The sequence below is a fragment of the Streptomyces sp. JK94 genome (assembly GCF_053613315.1).
Map to the genome: position 1 here is coordinate 97,320 of NZ_JBSICH010000020.1, position 14,535 is coordinate 111,854.

Annotated in this window: 12 protein-coding genes, 1 pseudogene and 1 riboswitch; of the genes and pseudogenes, 7 read left to right on the plus strand and 6 right to left on the minus strand. The window is 72.4% G+C overall.

Annotated elements, in window-relative coordinates:
• Window positions 1–170: 170 nt before the first annotated feature.
• Window positions 171–1,610: a gamma-aminobutyraldehyde dehydrogenase gene (locus ACVV2G_RS19620; protein WP_453844034.1), complete on the minus strand. Its 1,440-nt coding sequence runs from the start codon at window positions 1,608–1,610 to the stop codon at window positions 171–173.
• Window positions 1,611–1,811: 201 nt separating this feature from the next.
• Between ACVV2G_RS19620 and ACVV2G_RS19625 the strand changes: the two genes are divergently transcribed.
• From ACVV2G_RS19625 to ACVV2G_RS19655, 7 genes are all read left to right on the plus strand, one after another.
• Complete coding sequence (locus ACVV2G_RS19625; protein WP_453844035.1) at window positions 1,812–2,327, plus strand: Lrp/AsnC family transcriptional regulator; 516 nt, start codon at window positions 1,812–1,814, stop codon at window positions 2,325–2,327.
• 2 nt (window positions 2,328–2,329) lie between these two features.
• Window positions 2,330–3,697 (plus strand): aspartate aminotransferase family protein, encoded by a 1,368-nt coding sequence (locus ACVV2G_RS19630; protein ID WP_453844036.1) that lies wholly within the window; start codon window positions 2,330–2,332, stop codon window positions 3,695–3,697.
• Between the two features lie 209 nt (window positions 3,698–3,906).
• Window positions 3,907–4,713 carry an ABC transporter ATP-binding protein gene (locus ACVV2G_RS19635; protein ID WP_453844038.1) on the plus strand — a complete coding sequence of 269 codons (807 nt, stop codon included), beginning with the start codon at window positions 3,907–3,909 and terminating at the stop codon, window positions 4,711–4,713.
• Complete coding sequence (locus ACVV2G_RS19640) at window positions 4,695–6,119, plus strand: hypothetical protein (RefSeq protein ID WP_453844039.1); 1,425 nt, start codon at window positions 4,695–4,697, stop codon at window positions 6,117–6,119. Before ACVV2G_RS19635 ends, ACVV2G_RS19640 begins: the two co-directional genes overlap by 19 nt.
• A gap of 126 nt (window positions 6,120–6,245) precedes the next feature.
• Window positions 6,246–6,653 carry a VOC family protein gene (locus tag ACVV2G_RS19645; RefSeq protein WP_453844040.1) on the plus strand — a complete coding sequence of 136 codons (408 nt, stop codon included), beginning with the start codon at window positions 6,246–6,248 and terminating at the stop codon, window positions 6,651–6,653.
• Window positions 6,654–6,679: 26 nt separating this feature from the next.
• The gene (locus ACVV2G_RS19650; RefSeq protein ID WP_453844041.1) at window positions 6,680–7,837 is read left to right on the plus strand and encodes an LOG family protein; all 1,158 of its coding nucleotides are present in this window, start codon (window positions 6,680–6,682) and stop codon (window positions 7,835–7,837) included.
• 156 nt (window positions 7,838–7,993) lie between these two features.
• The gene (locus ACVV2G_RS19655) at window positions 7,994–8,719 is read left to right on the plus strand and encodes an LAETG motif-containing sortase-dependent surface protein (RefSeq protein WP_453844042.1); all 726 of its coding nucleotides are present in this window, start codon (window positions 7,994–7,996) and stop codon (window positions 8,717–8,719) included.
• An 81-nt stretch (window positions 8,720–8,800) separates the two neighbouring features.
• Here the strand turns inward: ACVV2G_RS19655 and ACVV2G_RS19660 are convergent.
• From ACVV2G_RS19660 to rlmN, 5 genes and pseudogenes are all read right to left on the minus strand, one after another.
• Window positions 8,801–9,127: pseudogene (locus tag ACVV2G_RS19660) on the minus strand (hypothetical protein); the annotation flags it as partial.
• Between the two features lie 5 nt (window positions 9,128–9,132).
• Window positions 9,133–10,167, minus strand: coding sequence for an ABC transporter ATP-binding protein (locus tag ACVV2G_RS19665; RefSeq protein ID WP_453844043.1), 1,035 nt, complete (start codon window positions 10,165–10,167; stop codon window positions 9,133–9,135).
• 2 nt (window positions 10,168–10,169) lie between these two features.
• Complete coding sequence (locus ACVV2G_RS19670) at window positions 10,170–11,771, minus strand: ABC transporter permease (protein ID WP_453844044.1); 1,602 nt, start codon at window positions 11,769–11,771, stop codon at window positions 10,170–10,172.
• A 56-nt stretch (window positions 11,772–11,827) separates the two neighbouring features.
• Window positions 11,828–12,913, minus strand: coding sequence for a thiamine ABC transporter substrate-binding protein (locus ACVV2G_RS19675; RefSeq protein WP_453844046.1), 1,086 nt, complete (start codon window positions 12,911–12,913; stop codon window positions 11,828–11,830).
• A gap of 79 nt (window positions 12,914–12,992) precedes the next feature.
• Window positions 12,993–13,099, minus strand: a riboswitch (TPP riboswitch).
• Between the two features lie 54 nt (window positions 13,100–13,153).
• Window positions 13,154–14,260: a dual-specificity RNA methyltransferase RlmN gene (gene rlmN, locus ACVV2G_RS19680; RefSeq protein ID WP_453844047.1), complete on the minus strand. Its 1,107-nt coding sequence runs from the start codon at window positions 14,258–14,260 to the stop codon at window positions 13,154–13,156.
• Window positions 14,261–14,535 lie beyond the last annotated feature (275 nt).

Here is a 14,535-nt window from a genome sequence, read left to right on the forward strand (position 1 = left end):
CCCGCACCCGCACCCGCACCCACACCCACACCCGCACCCACCGGGACGATCGACGCCGCGTCGAGCGCGCCCGTACGGACCTGACTCCCCGTCGGCCGGGGCGGGGTCCCCGCGCACGCGCCGCGGCCCCGGACGGGGGTTCCCGTCCGGGGCCGCGCGCACGGGGTTCGTCAGGCGTCCAGCGACGTCATGACGTGCTTGATCCGCGTGTAGTCGTCGAAGCCGTACGACGACAGGTCCTTGCCGTAGCCGGACTTCTTGAAGCCGCCGTGCGGCATCTCGGCGACCAGCGGAATGTGGGTGTTGATCCACACACAGCCGAAGTCCAGCTTCTTGGACATCCGCATCGCGCGGCCGTGATCCTTGGTCCACACCGAGGAGGCCAGCGCGTACTCGACGCCGTTGGCCCACTCGACCGCCTGGTCCTCGTCCCGGAAGGCCTGGACGGTGATGACGGGACCGAAGACCTCGTTCTGGACGATCTCGTCGTCCTGCTTGAGGCCCGAGACCACGGTGGGGGCGTAGAAGTAGCCCTGGTCGCCGACCCGGTGGCCGCCCGCCTCGACCTTGGCGTGGGCGGGCAGGCGCTCGATGAACCCGGCGACCTGCTTGAGCTGGTTCGGGTTGTTGAGCGGGCCGTACAGGACGTCCTCGTCGTCCGGCCGGCCGGTCCTGGTCTCGGCCGCGGCCTTGGCGAGGGCGCTCACGAACTCGTCGTGGATCGCCTCGTGGACCAGCACGCGGGCGGCCGCGGTGCAGTCCTGGCCCGCGTTGAAGAAGCCCGCCGTCGAGATCTCCTCGACGGCCTTGGGGACGTCGGTGTCCTCGAAGACCACGACCGGCGCCTTGCCGCCCAGCTCCAGGTGGACCCGCTTGAGGTCCCTGGAGGCGGACTCGGCGACCGACATGCCGGCCCGCACCGAGCCGGTGATGGACGCCATCGCCGGGGTCGGGTGCTCGACCATCAGGCGGCCGGTGTCGCGGTCGCCGCAGACGACGTTGAAGACGCCCTTGGGCAGGATCGAGCCGATGATGTCGGCCATCAGGACCGTGGAGGCGGGGGTGGTGTCCGAGGGCTTGAGGACGACCGTGTTGCCCGCGGCGAGCGCCGGGGCGAACTTCCACACGGCCATCATCATCGGGTAGTTCCACGGCGCGACCTGCGCGCAGACGCCGATCGGCTCGCGGCGGACCATGGAGGTCAGGCCCTCCATGTACTCGCCGGCCGAGCGGCCCTCCAGCATCCGCGCCGCACCCGCGAAGAAGCGGATCTGGTCGACCATCGGCGGGATCTCCTCGGAGCGGGTCAGCCCGATGGGCTTGCCCGTGTTCTCCACCTCGGCCGCGATCAGCTCCTCGGCCCGCTCCTCGAACGCGTCGGCGATCTTCAGCAGGGCCTTCTGCCGCTCGGCCGGGGTGGTGTCGCGCCAGGCCGGGAAGGCGGCCGCGGCGGCGGCCATGGCGGCGTCCACGTCCGCCCGGCCTGACAGGGGGGCGGTCGCGTAGGCCTCGCCCGTGGCGGGGTTGACCACCTCCGTGGTCCGTCCGTCGGCGGCGTCCCGGAACTCACCGTCGATGTGATTGCGCAGACGACGCAGCTCGGTGCTCACTGCCGGCCCTCCAAGTTCGGTGTCTACTTCGGGTCTCTCGCGTCCGGACCCCGCTGGTGTCCAAACACTGAGACACCCACCCTAGACGCAGACCCGACGTTTTCAACACCCCCGGTCGCCCCTGGGTTGCGAAATCCGCAGACTGCGACCTCGTAGACAACGGATTTCATCGATCCGGCCTTGCGAAACTGTCGAGACGTCGTGCACAGTGAGGCCGTGGCCAGTCGAAGCGCAGACCAGAAGGACTCCCGCGAGTCCAGGAACGGCGGTCCCCAGCTGGACGCCGTCTCCCTCGCCATCATCGAGCAGCTCCAGGAGGACGGCCGCCGGCCGTACGCCGCCATCGGCAAGGCCGTGGGCCTGTCCGAGGCGGCCGTGCGCCAGCGCGTCCAGAAGCTGCTCGACCAGGGCGTGATGCAGATCGTCGCCGTGACGGACCCGCTCACCGTGGGCTTCCGCCGCCAGGCGATGGTCGGCGTCAACGTCGAGGGCGACGTGGAGTCGGTCGCCGACGCCCTGACGGCCATGCCGGAGTGCGAGTACGTGGTGATGACCGCGGGCTCCTTCGACCTCATGGTGGAGGTCGTCTGCGAGGACGACGACCACCTCCTGGAGGTCATCAACCGCCGCATCCGGGCCGTCCCCGGAGTGCGCTCCACCGAGAGCTTCGTCTACCTCAAGCTCAAGAAGCAGACCTATATGTGGGGAACCCGATAATCGTGAGCACCGACAAGGACCTCAGCCGGACCGCGTACGACCACCTGTGGATGCACTTCACCCGCATGTCGTCGTACGAGAACGCCCCCGTCCCCACCATCGTCCGCGGTGAGGGCACCCACATCTACGACGACAAGGGCAAGCGCTACCTCGACGGTCTCGCCGGCCTGTTCGTGGTCCAGGCCGGACACGGCCGTACGGAGCTGGCCGAGACCGCGTCCAAGCAGGCGCAGGAGCTCGCCTTCTTCCCGGTGTGGTCCTACGCCCACCCCAAGGCCGTCGAGCTGGCGGAGCGTCTCGCGCACGAGGCCCCCGGCGACCTCAACAAGGTCTTCTTCACGACCGGTGGCGGCGAGGCGGTCGAGACCGCCTGGAAGCTCGCCAAGCAGTACTTCAAGCTGACCGGCAAGCCGACCAAGTACAAGGTCATCTCCCGCGCGGTCGCCTACCACGGCACCCCGCAGGGCGCCCTGTCGATCACCGGTCTGCCCGCCCTGAAGGCCCCCTTCGAGCCGCTCGTGCCGGGCGCGCACAAGGTGCCGAACACCAACATCTACCGCGCCCCGCTGTTCGGCGACGACCCCGAGGCCTTCGGCCGCTGGGCCGCCGACCAGATCGAGCAGCAGATCCTGTTCGAGGGCCCGGAGACGGTCGCGGCCGTCTTCCTGGAACCCGTGCAGAACGCCGGCGGCTGCTTCCCGCCCCCGCCCGGCTACTTCCAGCGGGTGCGCGAGATCTGCGACCAGTACGACGTGCTGCTCGTCTCCGACGAGGTCATCTGCGCCTTCGGCCGCCTGGGCACGACGTTCGCCTGCGACAAGTTCGGCTACGTGCCGGACATGATCACCTGCGCCAAGGGCATGACCTCGGGCTACTCCCCGATCGGCGCCTGCGTCATCTCCGACCGCCTGGCCGAGCCGTTCTACCGGGGCGACAACACCTTCCTGCACGGCTACACCTTCGGCGGCCACCCGGTCTCCGCGGCGGTGGGCATCGCCAACCTCGACCTGTTCGAGCGCGAGGGCCTCAACCAGCACGTGCTCGACAACGAGGGCAGCTTCCGCGCCACCCTGGAGAAGCTCCTCGACCTGCCGATCGTCGGCGACGTCCGCGGCAACGGCTTCTTCTACGGCATCGAGCTGGTGAAGGACAAGGCCACCAAGGAGTCCTTCGACGACGAGGAGACCGAGCGGATCCTGTACGGCTTCCTGTCGAAGGCGCTCTTCGACAACGGCCTGTACTGCCGTGCCGACGACCGCGGCGACCCGGTCATCCAGCTCGCCCCGCCGCTGATCTCCAACCAGGACACCTTCGACGAGATCGAGCAGATCCTGCGCGCCACGCTGACGGAGGCGTGGACCAAGCTCTGAGCCCGCCCTTGGATGATCATCCTTTCGGATGACCGCTCCGGCCCCGGCGCCGCCCGTTCGAGTGAGAAACGGCGGCCCGGGGCCGCGTGCTGTCCGGCCTCCTCCCGCCGACTGCCTACGGTGCCCAGTGACCGATCGGCCCCGCCTTTCGTTCGCCCGGACGGGGGACACGAGCGGGGGAACACGGATCAGAACCGAGGTGTACGCCCATGGAGGCCCCGCCGGACAACGACGTGCTGTGGGCCCGCGCCCTGCACTTCAGGCACCACGACGGCTCCCCCGCGCTGCAAGGCGTGTCGCTCGGCGTCCGCGAGGGCGAGATCCTCGCCGTGAGCGGCCCGCACGGCAGCGGCAAGACGACGCTGCTGCGGTGCCTGTCCGGACTGGTCCGGCCGCAGGACGGCGAGGTGTGGTTCAACAGCGCGCCGGTGCACACCATGGGCCCGCTCAAGCGCGAGCGACTGCGCCGCGACCGCTTCGGCTGGATCGACCCCGCCCCCGTGCTCGTCCCGGAACTCAACGCCTGGGAGAACGCCGCCCTCCCCCTCATGCTGCGCGGCACCGGCCGGCGCCGGGCCCGGACCGCCGCCCTGGAGTGGCTGGAACGCCTCGACGTCGGCGCGAAGGCCCGCCGTCGCCCGCACGAACTCCAGCAGGCCGAACGGCAGCGCGTCTGCATCGCCCGCGCGCTCGCCGTCGCCCCGGCGGTCCTCTTCGCCGACGAACCGACGGCCCCCCTGCACCGCGCCGACCGCGCCCACGTCCTGCGGACACTCACCACGGCGGCCCGCTCGCACGGCATCACGGTCCTGCTCGCCACGCACGACGCGCAGACCGCCGCCCTCGCGGACCGCACGGTCTCACTGCTGGACGGACGGCGGGTGCGGACCGTGCACCTGCCGCCGGTCGCCGAGGCGACCGGGGCAAACGGGGCAACGGGTGCACGGGAAGCCCCCGGGGCCTCCGGGGCCTCCTCCGGAACGGAAGGCCGGGCGGCGTGCTCACTCTCCGCATGACCCGCGCCGCCCACCTCGCCGTCCACCTGCGCCGCCTGCTGGTCGCGGTGGCCTCGGCGGGCACCGGCTTCCTGCTGCTGTGCGCCCTCGGCCACGCGCTGACCCATCCCGGCACCCCCGGCTCCGCCGCCCTCCGCCTGGCCTGGTGCGCGGCGCCGCTGGCCGCCACGGTGCACTTCGCCGCCGCCGTGGCCCGCACCGACCCCGGCACCCGGCCCCGCCCCGGGCTCTCGGCGATCGGCCTGGGCCCCGGCCGCCTGATGGCCGTCTCGGCGGCGACCACGGCCCTGTCGGCGGCGCTCGGCTCGGTGGCGGCCCTGCTCTGTTTCCTCCAGCTGCGCGGCGACCTGACCGGCAGCCCGGTCGGCGGCGACCTGACCGGCGCCCTGGCCGTCGGCCAGCCCCTCCCCGTACCGGCGGCGCTGACCCTGCTGACCCTGGTACCGGCCACGGCGTCGGCCGCGGTCGCCTTGACGCTGCGCCCCCGCGACCCCCGCACCGCGCCGGCCGCCGGCGCACGCCGCTACGGCCGCTTCGGTGCGTACGGGTGGGGCGCGGCCCGCGAGACCTTCGGCGCCTACGGCCGCTTCGGTGCCCGCTGGGCCCCGGCGCCGGCCCCCGCGGGAGGCGGCGCGCCGCACCCCACCCCACCCACGGGCGGCCCCGGCTCCGGGACGGTACGGGCGGACGCCCAGGGCCCCGCCTTGGGCGGGAGCACCCCGCAGGCGCAGGTCGCCGTCGCCGGCCTCCCGGCCGCAGCGGGCGCCCCACCGCCGGACGCCGTTCCCGCGGACACCCCCCGGCCCCGGGGCACCGCCGCCCTCCCCCGGGACACCGCCGCCCTCCCCTGGGGCGTCGCCGTACTCACCGCGGGCCTCGCCGTCGAGACCTACGCCGGCATCACGGCCGCCGGCACCACCCCCTCCGCCGGCGTCCTCGCCGGCTGGGCCCTCACCGCCCTGGGCCTCGCCCTGGCCGGCCCCGGCCTCACCCACCTGTGCGGCCGGCTGCTCCAGGCCGTCCGCCCCGGCGCCCTGCGGCTGCTGGCCGGCCGCGTACTGATGGAGGAGTCGCACCGCATCGGCCGCCCCCTCGGTGTCGTCTGCGCCGTGGCCTCCGCGGCCTACGCGGCGGCCACGCTGTCCGACGCGGGCGGACCGGGCTTCGGCACCCTGCGCACCCTCGGCGGCCTGCTCGTGGCCGGCTGCACGGTGGCCACCCTCCTCACCGCGGCCGTCGAGGCCCGACACGCCCGCGCCGACACCACCGACGCCCTGCTGCGGCTGGGCGCACCCCCGGCGACCCTGCGCGCCGCCGCCGTCGTACGCGCCGGTGCCCTGCTCGCCCTGTTCGGCCCGCTGACCCTGATCGTCGCGCAGCTGGCCTCGCTGCCCCTGGCCCACTGACTCCGCGGAGAAGTTCTCGAAAGAACTCGAAGAAAAGGGCGAACCGGCGATGAGTTCCGGGCGCCTCCCGCGTCTACCCCTTCGAACGGCACGACAAGAGCAGGACACCGACGGGAGTGGCCCCCCATGTACCAGCAGATGATCTTCGTGAACCTGGTGACCAACGACCTCGACGCCTCGAAGAGGTTCTTCACCGGGCTCGGCTACGAGATCAACGCTCAGTTCAGCGACGACAGCACGGCGTCCATCCCGCTCAGCGAGACCATCGTCGTGATGGTGCACACCCCGGAGAAGTACCGCCAGTTCACGAAGAAGGACATCGTGGACTCGACGAAGAGCAGCGAGGTGCTGCTCGCGCTGAGCGCCGAGAGCCGCGAGAAGGTCGACGAGCTGGTGGAGAAGGCGGTCGCGGCCGGCGGCTCGGTCTCCGGCGAGACCCAGGACCACGGGTTCATGTACGGCCGTGCCTTCGACGACGTCGACGGCCACACCTTCGAGGTCGTCTGGATGGACCCGGCGGCCGTCGAGGGCTGAGCGGACCGCACGCCTAGCATGGGCGGGTGGATCCGACGACACCCGCCCAGCCCCAGCCCCAGCCCCAGTCCCAGCCCCAGTCCCACCACGCGTCGCACGACCGGGAGATCGAGAGCCTCGCCGAGTTCGACCGGGTCGTCTCGGCGCACGGCACGCTCGCCCACTACCGCGTCCAGGCCGTCGACCTGACGGCCCGTACGGACGCCCTGATGTCCGCGGATCCCACGGGCGCCGTCTTCCTCGGCTGCCCGATGGACCCCGGGGCGGCCGCCCGGGTGCGCGCCGCGGGCGCCCTGGTCTTCCCGCCCATACCGGGCCTGCCCTTCAACCCGTACCGAGGCAGCGTCTACTCCCCCGACGAGCTGTACGCCCGTCTCGGCGAGGGGTACGAGGCGACCCCGGACGCGCTCGCCCACGACTGGTTCCGGCGGACCAGGACGGACGGCGACGTCTTCGCCTCCATGCTGCGCGCGATCCACGACGACGCGGTCTCCGACGCGGTCGACGAACTCCTCGCCGGCGACCCGGTGGTGGGCGTCATGGGCGGTCACGCCATGGCACGCGGCACCAAGGAGTACGCGGGCGCCGCGCGCCTGGGCCGCGAGCTGGCCCGCGCCGGGTTCACCGTGGCCACCGGCGGCGGGCCGGGTGCGATGGAGGCGGCGAACCTCGGCGCCTACGCGGCCCCGTTCGACGACGGGATGCTGGACGACGCCCTGCTGCTCCTCGCCGAGGTCGCGTCGTTCACGCCGTCGGTCACCGACTGGGCGCGGTCCGCGTTCGAGGTGCGTGACCGCTGGCCCGGAGGCGGCACCTCGGTCGGCGTCCCGACCTGGTTCTACGGCCACGAGCCGCCCAACGCCTTCGCGTCCCGCATCGCCAAGTACTTCGCCAACGCCACCCGCGAGGACGGCCTGCTGGCCCGCTCGAACGCGGGCGTGGTCTTCCTGCCGGGCGCCGCCGGCACCGTACAGGAGATCTTCGACAACGCGACGCCGAACTACTACGAGTCGCGGGGCGCGCCCACGCCGATGGTGCTGGTGGACCGGGCGCACTGGACGGAGCGGCTGCCTGCGTGGCAGCTGCTCACCTCGCTCGCCGGGGGCCGGACGATGGAGTCCCGGATCGCGCTGGTCGACCGGATCGAGGAGGCTCCCGGGGCGCTGAAACGTCTCGGCGGTTAATAAGACGGCAAAGCCAACGCCCTTGAAGGGCATATGCGTTGACACTGCTTATGCATCACTTATAAACCAGTGAAGCTCATGGGTGTGCTGATGCCGCTCCGGCGAGTGTCGGCACCCTCTTCACCCCCCGCATCTGCGCTCCCGTAAAGGACAAACGTGGCAGTCCTGTCCATACTCAGCCGCACCGCGTCACGCCGCGGCGTGCGCGCCCTCGGCGTCGCCTCCGCCTCGGTGGCCCTGGCAGTCGGCGCCGCCGGCAACGCCCTCGCCTGCGACATCAGCGAGTTCTCCGCCGCCGCCAAGTGCGAGGGCGGCAAGGGCGTCATCACCGTCACCGACGTGGACCCCGCCGGCATCCCCGCCACCATCACCGTCCACCTGCAGAACAACGGCGCCGACCTGGAGAAGGTCGGCGAGCAGGTGGTCAAGGGCTCGCGCGAGGGCACCACCGTCACCTTCGCCGCGGACTGGAAGCCGAACGCCGAGTACCGCATCCACGTCAAGGCCGACAAGTACGTCGACGAGGACATCAAGCCCAACCTCGTGACCCCGTCGACCCCCTGCGCGACGGAGGACACTCCGGCCCCGACGCCGTCGGAGAGCTCCTCCACCCCGGCCGAGGAGACGCAGACGCCCGCCCCGGCGCCGTCCACGTCCGCCCCGGCCGCCCCGGCCCCGGCTCCCGAGGAGAGCGAGAGCACCGCTCCGGCGTCCGCGCCGAGCAACGCACCGTCCCCGGCGGCCGGTGACTCCAACCTCGCCGAGACCGGTGCCAACTCCAACACCGGCATGATCGCCGGCATCGCGGCGGCCCTGGTCGCCCTCGGTGGCGGCGCGGTCTTCTTCGGCCTGCGCCGTCGCGGAGCGAACAGCAACCGCTGACGTCCCGCACCGCCGTACGCGGGTACGCGCACAGGCACCAACGGTGGCCCGTCCCCGGCAGGGGGCGGGCCACCGTCGTGCTCAGCCGAAGGTCGTCTTCGCCGGCCGGAGTTCCAGCAGCTCCCGGTCGCCGAGCACCTGGAGCCCCGGGGACTCCGGCGGCAGCCGGCGGTAGAAGGCCAGCAGCACCTCCGTGAGCGGCCCCCGCAGCGCCACGGTCGCCTTCTCGTGACCGCGGCGCCAGGTGACGCCCTCGTCGGGGAGTTCGACGAGCCATTCGGCTTTCAGCCCGGCGGGGGCGCCGGTGGCGTGCAGGTGGATGCTCCGGCCCGGGGCCCGCAGCTCCTTCGCCGGCCCGTCCGGGAGGACCCGCTGCACGAACCGCACGATCTCCAGCCACTCGTCGAGTCACCCTACGATCGGGGCGCTCCCCCGAGCACGACGGTTTCCGCCGCGTCGAACTCCACGCCCACCCGATCGCCCACCTCGGGTGCCGCCCGCAGCGCGCACGCCGCCTCCAGACGCGGCGCGTCCTCGGGCTGGAGGTGGACGCTGACGTGGGTGCCCCGGAAGGTGCGGGCCGTGACCGTGCAGCGCAGGCCCTCGCCGGCGGGCACCAGAAGGACCCCGGCGGGCCGGACGAGCAGGTCCCGCGTCCCCTGCGGGGCGTCCTCGGCGACCGGCACCTTGCCCCACGGCGTGTGCGCCGCCTGCCCGGTGACGGTGGCGCCGACCACGTTGTCGAAGCCGAGGAAACGGGCCACGAACGCGTCCGCCGGCCGCTGCCACACCTCGAGCGGCGTCCCCGACTGGGCGATCCGCCCGTCCCGCATCACCACGACCCGGTCGGCGAGCGCGAAGGCCTCGCCCTGGTCGTGCGTCACGGCGAGCACGGTGGTGCCCAACCGGCCGAACAGCTCCCGCAGTTCCACCACCAGGCGCTCCCGCAACGAGCGGTCGAGCTGGCCGAGCGGCTCGTCCAGCATCAGCAGCCGGGGGCTCGGCGCGAGCGCGCGGGCCAGCGCCACCCGCTGCTGCTCGCCTCCGGACAGCGCGGCGACGGACCGGCGGGCGGCACCCGGCAGCCCGACCAGCTCCAGCAACTCGCCCACCCGTTCCCGCTGTTCGGCCCGGGAGGCGCCGCGCATCCGGGGTCCGAAGGCGATGTTCCCGGCCACGTCCCGCTGCGGGAACAACTGGTGGTCCTGGAACATCAGCCCGACCTCGCGCCGGTGCGCGGGCACCCCGGACTGGTCCCGCCCGTCCAGCATCACCCTCCCGGCGTCGAGCGGCTGGAGCCCGGCGACCACCCGCAGCAGCGTCGACTTGCCGCTCCCACTGGGGCCGAGCACGCACACCACCTCGTGCTCGGACACCTCCAGGTCCACGGCGTCGAGCACGGCCCGTCCGCCGAAGGAGACGGTCGCGCCCGCAAGGCTCAGCAGCATCCCTAGAACTCCCCGCTCCGGTCGGTCCGCAGCCGCTCCAGCACCACCAGGGCCACGGCGCACACCAGCATCAGAATCGTCGAAAGGGCCATGGCCTGGCCGTAGTTCAGGTCCCCGGGCCGTCCCAACAGCCGGGCCACGGCGACCGGCAGCGTCGGGTGGTCGGGCCGCGCGATGAACACGGTCGCGCCGAACTCCCCGAGCGACACCGCGAAGGCGAACCCGGCCGCGACCAGCAGGGCCCGGCGCACCATCGGCAGGTCCACCTCCCGCCACACCCGCCAGGGCGAGGCCCCGAGCACCGCCGCGGCCTCCCGCAGCCGTACGTCCACCGCCCGCAGCACCGGCAGCATCGTGCGTACGACGAAGGGGACGCCGACCAGCGCCTGCGCGAGCGGCACCAGGATCCAGGACGACCTGAGGTCCAGCGGGGGTTCGTCCAGCGCGATCAGGAAGCCGAAGCCGACCGTCACGGCGGACACCCCGAGCGGCAGCATCAGCAGCGCGTCGAAACCGCGCACGAAACGGCCCGCGTCGCGCCGGGTGAGCGCGGCCGCGGCCAGCGCGCCGATCACCACGGCGACGGCGGTGGCGGCGACGGCGTACTGCAGGGAGTTGCCGACCGCCTCGATGGGCGGGACGAGGAAGGTACCGCCGTCCTCGCGGGTCAGTGCCCGGTAGTAGCCGAAGCCGGGCGCGCCCAGCGAGCGCCGCACCAGTACGGCGAGCGGCAGCAGGACGAGCCCGGCGACGGTGACCAGCACCCCGGCCAGCAGCGCCCACTGCCCGGCCCCGCGCGGCCTGCGCGCGGTCGCGGCGGCGTCCACCAGCCGCAGGGCCGTCTCCCGCCGCCGTACCGTCCAGGCGTGCACGGCGAGGACGGCGGCGACCGCCGCGAACTGGATGATCGTCAGTACGGCGGCCGTGGACAGGTCGAAGAGCTGCGAGGTCTGCCGGTAGATCTCCACCTCCAGGGTGGAGAAGGTGGGCCCGCCGAGGATCTGGACGACGCCGAAGGAGGTGAAGGTGAACAGGAACACCATCAGCGCGGCGGCGGCCACGGCGGGCGCGAGCGCCGGCAGCGCGACCGTCCGCCAGGCGGTGAGGCGGGACGCGCCGAGCATCCGTGCCGCCTCCTCCTGCCGCGGGTCGAGCTGCGACCACAGACCGCCGACGGTGCGTACGACGACCGCGTAGTTGAAGAAGACGTGCGCGAGCAGGATCGCCCACACGGTGGTGTCCAGCCGCAGGCCCCACAGCTCGTCGAGCAGCCCGCCCCGGCCGACCAGCGCCAGGAACGCCGTGCCGACGACGACCGTCGGCAGCACGAAGGGCACGGTCACCACGGCCCGCAGGAACTGCTTGCCGGGGAAGTCGAGGCGGGCGAAGACGTACGCGCCGGGCAGGGCGATCAGCAGGGTGAGCGCGGTGGAGGCCAGTGCCTGCCAGGTGGTGAACCACAGCACGTGCCGCACGTCGGGCTGCGCGAGCACGTCCACGAGCCGCCCGAACCGCCAGGACCCGTCGATCTCCAGCCCGCGCGCGACGATCGCGGCGACGGGGTAGGCGAAGAAGAGCGCGAAGAACGCGACGGGCACGGTCATCAGGGCGAGTCGCGCCGCGCCCCCGCGCGACGCCCTCGCCCTGCCGGCCGCCTCGCTCACTTCAGTACGAGCGAGGTCCACGACTTGACCCACTGGTCGCGGTGGGCGGCGATCTTCGCCGCGTCCATGGTCTCGGGGTCCTCGGCCTGCGGACCGAACTTCCGGAACGCCTCGGGGATCCGCGCGCCCTCGCGCACCGGGTAGACGAACATGTTCAGCGGCATGTCGTCCTGGAACCGCTTGCTGATGAGGAAGTCCAGGAGCGCCTTGCCGCCCTCCGGGTTCCCGGCGTTGCTCAGCAGACCGGCGTACTCGACCTGGCGGAAGCAGGTGCCCCGGGCCACGCCCGTCGGCGCGGTGGCCGGCTGCGGGTCGGCGTAGATCACCTCGGCGGGCGGGGACGAGGCGTAGGAGACGACGAGCGGACGGTCGCCCTTGGCCTTCCTGCCGCCGGACGAGCCGGAGAACTCCTCGTTGTACGCCTGCTCCCAGCTGTCGACGACCTTGACGCCGTTCGCCTCCAGCTTCTTCCAGTAGTCCTGCCAGCCGTCGTCGCCGTACCTCGCGGCGGTGCCGAGCAGGAAGCCGAGGCCGGGCGAAGAACTGCCCGCGTTCTCGGTGACGAGGAGGTTCCTGTACGCGGGCTCGGTCAGGTCGTCGAAGGAGTCCGGCGGGGTCAGCCCGCGCTCGCTGAAGTACGCCTTGTCGTAGTTCACGCAGACGTCACCGGTGTCGACGGGGGTGACCCGGTGCTCGTCCTGGTCGGCCCGGTACTCGGGGAGGACCAGGTCGGAGCCCTTCGCCTCGTAGGGCTGGAAGATCCCGTTGTCGAGCGCGCGGGAGAGCAGGGTGTTGTCGACACCGAAGAGGACGTCGCCCTGGGGGTTGTCCTTGGTGAGCACGGCCTTGTTGACGGCCTGCCCGGCGTCGCCGTCCTTCAGCACCCTGACCTGGTAGCCGGAACTCTTCTCGAAGGCGGCGACGACCTCCTCGGACGCGGCCCACGAGTCGTGGCTGACGAGGGTGACGGTTCTGGAGTCGCCGGAACCCCCTGCGTCGCCGTCGGACGATCCGCACGCGGTCAGGCCGCCGGCCAGGCCGAGTCCGAGGGCCAGGGCGGTGGCCTTCCTGGTGATGCTCATTGCATTCCTCCTGGGTGACCAGGAGAAGACGCGGCCCCGCCCGGAACCCCTGGCGAGGGTCCCGGGCAGGGCGCAACAGCTCGAGTGGTGACCGATCTCCCTACCCAGAATGACCTGGGCCAGGTTCGGAGGGTCTGCGGCCCGGTGCCGCACTCTCAGCGCTGTGGCGCTCCCCTGTCGGAATATGAAGATGTACTTCCGTGTGAAGTCGCCGTACGACGGTGTACGACGCCGGTCAGGTTACCGCTCGCCGGCGGCGAGCTGACCACACGCCCCGTCGATCTCCTGGCCACGGGTGTCCCGGATCGTCACCGGCACACCGTGCGCCGCGATCGCCTCCACGAACGCCTTCTCGTCCTCGGGCCGCGAGGCGGTCCACTTCGAGCCGGGCGTGGGGTTGAGCGGGATGAGGTTGACGTGCACGGGCCTGCCCTTGAGCAGCCGCCCGAGCCGGTCACCGCGCCAGGCCTGGTCGTTGATGTCCCGGATCAGCGCGTACTCGATCGACAGCCGGCGCCCCGACCGCTCCGCGTACGCGAACCCGGCGTCCAGCACCTCGCGCACCTTCCACCGCGTGTTGACCGGGACGAGGGTGTCGCGCAGCTCGTCGTCCGGCGCGTGCAGGGAGACGGCGAGACGGCACTTGAAGCCCTCGTCGGCGAAACGGTGGATCGCCGGGACGAGGCCGACCGTGGAGACGGTGATGCCGCGCTGGGACAGGCCCAGTCCGTCGGGCTCGGGATCGGTGAGCCGGCGGATGGAGCCGACGACGCGGTTGTAGTTGGCGAGGGGCTCGCCCATGCCCATGAACACGATGTTGCTGAGCCGGGCCGGTCCCCCGGGGACCTCCCCGTCCCTGAGCGCCCGCATCCCGTCCACGATCTGGTGCACGATCTCGGCGGTGGACAGGTTCCGGTCCAGGCCCGCCTGCCCCGTGGCGCAGAACGGGCAGTTCATGCCGCAGCCCGCCTGGGAGCTGATGCACATGGTCACCCGGTCCGGGTAGCGCATGAGGACCGACTCGACGAGCGTCCCGTCGAACAGCTTCCACAGCGTCTTGCGCGTGGTGCCCTGGTCGGTCGACAGATGCCGGACGACCGACATCAGCTCGGGCAGCAGCGCCTCCTGGAGCCCGCGGCGCGAACCGGCCGGGATGTCCGTCCACTGCTCGGGGGCGTGCGCGTACCGCGCGAAGTAGTGCTGCGAGAGCTGCTTGGCACGGAACGGCTTCTCGCCGATCGCGGCGACGGCCTCCTTCCGCTCGGCGGGCGTGAGGTCGGCGAGGTGCCGCGGCGGCTTCTTGACTCCGCGCGGGGCGACGAATGTGAGTTCTCCGGGCTTAGGCATGACTCAACCAGTGTCGCAGATCGTCTCCGGGGCGTTTCACGCCGACGGGAGCGGGACGCGTCTCACGGCGTGATGCCGTCCAGGAGGTTCAGGACGGCCCGGACGAGCCGGCTCCTGCGGCGGTGTGCGGGGGCGCAGTACTGGCGTCTTCTCCAGCGCCGCGGCCGGGTCACCGGCGCTCCGCACCAGTCGCACGTGCGCGTCCTGTTCCGCCGTACCCCGAACATGGTTCCCCCTGCCCCCGGAGACGGCCGGTGCCCGCCGTCCCGGGGGAC

Excerpts from the sequence above, each read along its gene's own strand:
- ACVV2G_RS19635 (WP_453844038.1), top strand. The coding sequence starts at position 3,907 with ATGGAGGCCCCGCCGGACAACGACGTGCTGTGGGCCCGCGCCCTGCAC.
- ACVV2G_RS19645 (WP_453844040.1), top strand. The coding sequence starts at position 6,246 with ATGTACCAGCAGATGATCTTCGTGAACCTGGTGACCAACGACCTCGAC.
- ACVV2G_RS19665 (WP_453844043.1), bottom strand. The coding sequence starts at position 10,167 with ATGCTGCTGAGCCTTGCGGGCGCGACCGTCTCCTTCGGCGGACGGGCC.
- ACVV2G_RS19670 (WP_453844044.1), bottom strand. The coding sequence starts at position 11,771 with ATGACCGTGCCCGTCGCGTTCTTCGCGCTCTTCTTCGCCTACCCCGTC.
- ACVV2G_RS19675 (WP_453844046.1), bottom strand. The coding sequence starts at position 12,913 with ATGAGCATCACCAGGAAGGCCACCGCCCTGGCCCTCGGACTCGGCCTG.
- rlmN (WP_453844047.1), bottom strand. The coding sequence starts at position 14,260 with ATGCCTAAGCCCGGAGAACTCACATTCGTCGCCCCGCGCGGAGTCAAG.